Below are 5,117 nucleotides of genomic sequence, written 5' to 3'. Positions count from 1 at the left end.
TCCAGCTTCTGACGGGTGGGCGGGACACCCGCCGGGCTGCCGTCCCATTCTGCTTCAAGGGCGCGACCACCGAAGGCCAGCATGCCGCGCACGTCCTTGTCGACAATCAGATGACCATGCTTGTCGCGATCACCTGGCTGTGGACCGGCATCCGCTGCGTTCTTGCCGTTCTTGGCCTTGCCCTTCTTGGTGTCAGCCATCTTGGCCGGCGCCTTGGCGCTGGCGGCGGTTGCGATGCTGGAACTCGCGGCGGCTGCACTTGCTGCACTTGCTGCACTTGCTGCACTGGCTGTACTTGCTGCACTGGCTGCACTGGCTGCACTGGCTGCCTCGGCAGCGCTGGCCGCAGCGGCCGCCTCGGCCTGCTGAACCTGAAGGGCGGACTTGGGCGCAGTCAGGTCATAGCTCTTGCCGTTGATGGTCAAGCTGCTTGCATTGATTGGCACGGCCACGTCGAAGGTATAGTTCTGGTCACCGTAATTGGTCGTGAAAATGGTGCGCGGACCGTTCTGCTTGACGCCCAGCTTCTTCATCTCGGCGTTGATCTTGTCCATGGCCGTGCTGATGGCCGTGTCCATTTCTGTAAGATTGCGCTTGGACTTGGTCGACACATACAGCACCGGCTGTTGCGGGGTGTTGACCAGCTTCGGGTTCAGATCGTCATAGACGATGTTGGGTACCGACGCGAGCAGGCTCTGGATATTGCCCAGGCTGTACTGGATCACCGAATCAGGCGTGCCGTGGATATACAGGTTGGAGTACCGATCGATCAGGTTCCAGCCGTAGTCGACATCGTAATTCCAGGTCACCTTGACCAGGCGCTTGCCGCGACCGGCGCGCTCCATGTCGATGGTGAAATGCTTGTTGTGGCCGGACCAGCCATTGGTGATCTTCCAGACAATGCTGGCGCTGCCCTGGTCCGAAACCTCGCTGAAGCCGGGTTTGGCCGATTCGATTACAAGCTTGCCATTGCCGACCTTGGGGACCTTGCTGGTCCAGCTGATCGCTGCACCTGGACCGTAGGCCTTGCCCGAGAGCGTGTACTTCATGCTCGGGTCGTAGGCACGCAGGACTGCATAGTCCTTGAACCTGTCGAAATTGTTGAAGACATCGTAGACGTCACGGATGTCTTTGCTGACCATGGCCGTGCGCTGGATGTGGCCATGGCTGGGCATGAAAACACCCACCACGACACCCAGCAGAGCAACGATGATCAGGGCTGTAATAAACTCTAAAACACGCGTCATTCGAGAAATCTCCGAACATTGTCCCGGTGTGCGCCGGATCCGGTCGATGACCGGTCTGACACCCCCAACTATACCGGCGCGCCGATGCGTGGTGCGACACCGTAAGGGTCCGATGGTACTTGTTCGGGCAGCATCGGGCTAGGGGGCGGACGACAAATGGCCAATCCGGCCCTTGCAGCGGGCATCTGCTTACACGATACCGAGTTCCAGTGCCTTGAGCACGGCCCGCGTCCGGTCACGGACCCCAAGCTTGGACAGAATGTTGGAAACGTGATTTTTGACTGTCCCTTCAGCCACTTTCAGGGAATTGGCGATTTCCTTGTTGCTGTAACCGCCCGCAAGCAGGCGCAGGATTTCCGTCTCACGCTCCGTGAGCGGATCCGGTTGATCAAGACTGGAAAATTCGTTTTGCATGCGCCCCACCCCGGCCTTGAGGCGCTGGGTCACCACCGGCGCAACCAGCGAACCGCCAGCGGCCACCGTGCGCACGGCCTCCACCAGCTGGTCGAGCGAGACATCCTTGAGCAGGTAGCCGCGCGCGCCGGCCTTGAGTCCGGCCAGCACCAACTGGTCGTCGTCGAAGGTGGTCAGGATCACCGTCGGAGGAAGAACGCCGCGCGCGGAAAGTGTCTGCAGGACCTCGATGCCGGTCATGCGAGGCATGCGCATGTCAAGCAGGACCACGTCCGGCTTCAGTTGCGGGATCTGCTCGATTGCCTCCACTCCATCCGCACACTCGGCGACGACCTGCACGTCCTCGGCCAGGTCGAGCAATGAGCGGATGCCCTGCCGCACCAGGTTCTGGTCGTCCACAAGACAGACTGAAATCATGCTGCCACCTCGCTGACTCTGGTCATCGGAAAAGAAAATCCACTGCTGTCATACCGCTGCGGGTCCTGTCGATGGCTGGCGTGAGGCCATTCCCGAAAAACCAACCTCGGGAGCCAGTGGAAGCCAGGCCGAAAGCTGGAATCCGCGCCGCTGGATCGAAGGAACCTCCAGCCGGCCGCCAACCTCTTCAAGGCGTTCGCGCATCCCGGAAAGTCCATTGCCCTGCCGCAGGTCCAGCACGCCCCGGCCGTCATCGCGAGCATTCAGGTGAAGCGCGCCATCCGGCAGGCGTTCGATGCGCAGCCACAGGTTACCTGCATTGGCGTGGCGCACGGTATTGGTCAGCACTTCCTGCACGCAGCGCAGCAGCACCTGGGCGCGTTGCGGGTCCTCGACTGCGAAGCGCGGAGGCATCTGCAGGTGTACGCGGATGCTGGGCACCCCTTCGATCAGGCTGCTCAAAGCGCGCGTGAGGTCCAGTTCGGCATCCTGACGCAACTCACTGACCACCTCGCGCACATCGGCCAGCAACTGCTTGGCCGTGGCCTGGGCCTTGCGTACGTGCTCGGCAGCGGGCGCCTGCGCAAGATGGCTGGCCACTTCCAGGTTCAGGCTCAACGCGGTCAGGTGGTGGCCGACCAGGTCATGCAGTTCGCGTGAGATGCGCATGCGTTCGGCAATCCGGCTCGACTCGGCCAGCAGGGCCCTGGTGGCACGCAATTCGGAGTTCAGCTGACGCTGCCGCTCGCGCTCCTCGGCCTGCTGGCTGGCAACCAGCGAGATCACGAAGGTCAGGGCAGAGATGCCCAGGTAGACCGTGGACTGGAGAAAGGCCAGGCCGATACTGAAGTGGTATTCGGGCCAGCGCGAAAACACCACCACCTGACTCAGGATCTGCAGCACCATCCACGCCACACCCATCCACAGCGGCAGCAGCCAGGGCAGGACCATGCTGATCACCACCATCAGCATCGCCGAGAGGCCGCTGTGGCTGATCCAGCCAATCACGATGGAAACCGCCGTCATCACGGCCATGCCCAGCAGCTTCAGCGCAAGGTAGCGACGCGAGCCAAGATTGCTCGTCAGCAGCCAGTAGATGATGCCAAACACCAGATAACAGATGGCCCACACCAGCAGTGCCATGTCGGTACGTTGCAACAAACTCAGTCGCTGGTTGGCCCACGTGGTGAACAGCGGCGTGCCCACCGACAGATAAGTGAACAGGCCGGCATAGCGCAACAGGCGCGTGTGGGAGAATCGCGGCATCCGCATGGCCTGCATCATAGATGGGATGGGGCCCGGCGCAATCGGCCTGAAGTCATGATTGCACCAAAGCGTGAGGATTGTGATGCAATGCACGCCTGAACGGGAAAACTTCCATGCATGACAGCCATGGCTCTCATGCGATAATACGCCGCGCCACGGCAAATGCGGTGCGCCGGTTGTACAGCGCCGGCATGCTGACTCGCTGCCGTCAGGCGAACGCCCCGCGCCGACCACGGCGAGGATTGAATCAAGCAAGCGGAGCAACCATGGTTCTGGCCATCCGTGACGTGGGTGAGCGCGACCTCGATGCCGTGCTGGCCATCAACAATGCCGCTGGCGAAGGCATCCTTCCCATGTCCCAGGCGCAACTGCGCCATTTCTACGACACCGCGGACTATTTCCGCGTGGCAGAGGCCGATGGCTATATCGCGGGCTTCCTGATCGCGGTGCGCGAGGATTCCGACCACGACAGCCCCAACTTCCTGTGGTTTCGCGAACGCATGGATCAATTCCTGTACGTGGACCGCATCGTCATTGCCCGCAGTGACCGTCGTCACGGCCTGGGGCGGGTGTTCTACAGCGACGTGCTGAGCTTTGCAGAGGTTCGCGTGCCAAAACTCAACTGCGAGGTGTTCCTGGAGCCGCGCGACGACGCCACGCTGCTGTTTCATGGCAGCTTCGGCTTCCAGGAGGTGGGGCAGCAGCGCATGCCCGAAAGCGGCCGCAACGTGTGCATGCTGAGCAAGGATCTGTGCAGCTTCGTTTTTGTCCGCGAACGCTACCTGGACAAGGGCGGCCTGCCGGACCTGCCCTGGCTGCGTCCGCGCCAGCGCGAACAGGCCAACGGGGAGCACAACGCATGAGCGCTCCCCGGGAGATTGTCGAAGACGCATGTGACCTGCGTTTCGGCCAGGTCGGCATGGCCTGCGTTCGTGTCCGCCGGGCGGATGCCGCAGCGCTGTGCGATGAGCTCGATCGACGCGTGCAGACCGCACCGCAGATGTTCCTGCGTACGGCCGTGGTACTTGACCTGAGCCACCTCGACAGCCTGCCCGATGACGGCATGGTCGATGCATTGCTCGAAGCCGTTCGCAGCGCGGGCATGATCCCGGTCGGACTGGCCTATGGCACCCCCGAGATGGATGCACTGGCGCAGCGCATGCATGTACCGCTGATCGCCAAGTTTCGCAGCGCCTACGAGCGTCAGGGCTCGGCCGACGCCTCGCCGGCACCGGCTGCCGCCCCCCCTGCCCCGGAGCCGACTGGCGTCATAGGCCCGTCCACGAGCCAGTTGCACGAAGGCCAGGTGCGCTCCGGCCAGCAGATCTACGCACGCGACCGCGACCTGGTCATCACCGGCACGGTAGCCAACGCCGCCGAAGTCATTGCCGACGGATCCATCCATGTCTATGGCACCTTGCGCGGCCGCGCTCTGGCCGGGGCACAGGGCGACGAGAACGCACGCATCTTCTGCTCGGATTTCCGGGCCGAACTGATCTCCATCGCCGGTCAGTACCGCGTGTTCGAAAAACTTCCCGACGAACTCGCGGGCCAGCCGGTACAGTGCTGGCTCGAGGATGACAAACTGCTGATTACCCGCCTGTGAAGGCGGTTGCACACCCAACAGGGCAAGACCCAACCATGTGGAGAAACCGAGTTGACTGAGATCATCGTTGTCACTTCCGGCAAGGGCGGAGTCGGCAAGACCACCACCAGCGCCTCCATGGCCACCGGCCTGGCGCAACTGGGCAAGAAAGTCGCCGTCATCGACTT

At 62.3% G+C, this 5,117-nt stretch carries 6 protein-coding genes; 3 read left to right on the top strand and 3 right to left on the bottom strand.

The genetic code is table 11. The features are described from left to right. The 3 genes from PF446_RS04470 to PF446_RS04460 all read right to left on the bottom strand — a co-directional run. On the bottom strand, positions 1-1,247 hold a 1,247-nt coding region (locus PF446_RS04470; protein ID WP_298070048.1), incomplete at its 3' end, for a hypothetical protein. 189 nt (positions 1,248-1,436) lie between these two features. Then, on the bottom strand, positions 1,437-2,078 hold the full coding sequence (locus PF446_RS04465) for a response regulator transcription factor (protein WP_298070047.1): 642 nt from the start codon (positions 2,076-2,078) through the stop codon (positions 1,437-1,439). A gap of 48 nt (positions 2,079-2,126) precedes the next feature. Further along, entirely contained in the window at positions 2,127-3,350 is a 1,224-nt protein-coding gene (locus tag PF446_RS04460; RefSeq protein WP_298070046.1) for a sensor histidine kinase, read from the bottom strand. A gap of 260 nt (positions 3,351-3,610) precedes the next feature. On the opposite strand from PF446_RS04460, the gene PF446_RS04455 reads away from it, so the two are divergent. The 3 genes from PF446_RS04455 to PF446_RS04445 all read left to right on the top strand — a co-directional run. Continuing rightward, positions 3,611-4,207: a GNAT family N-acetyltransferase gene (locus PF446_RS04455; protein ID WP_298070045.1), complete on the top strand. Its 597-nt coding sequence runs from the start codon at positions 3,611-3,613 to the stop codon at positions 4,205-4,207. Continuing rightward, positions 4,204-4,950 carry a septum site-determining protein MinC gene (gene minC / locus PF446_RS04450; protein WP_298070044.1) on the top strand — a complete coding sequence of 249 codons (747 nt, stop codon included), beginning with the start codon at positions 4,204-4,206 and terminating at the stop codon, positions 4,948-4,950. Before PF446_RS04455 ends, minC begins: the two co-directional genes overlap by 4 nt. 51 nt (positions 4,951-5,001) lie before the next feature. Further along, on the top strand, positions 5,002-5,117 hold a 116-nt coding region (locus PF446_RS04445), incomplete at its 3' end, for a P-loop NTPase (RefSeq protein WP_298070049.1).

The sequence above is a fragment of the Oleiagrimonas sp. genome (assembly GCF_027858935.1).
Lineage (GTDB): Bacteria > Pseudomonadota > Gammaproteobacteria > Xanthomonadales > Rhodanobacteraceae > Oleiagrimonas.
The sequence above is the reverse complement of the archived record's forward strand: the minus strand, read 5'-3'. Positions and strand labels throughout refer to the sequence as shown.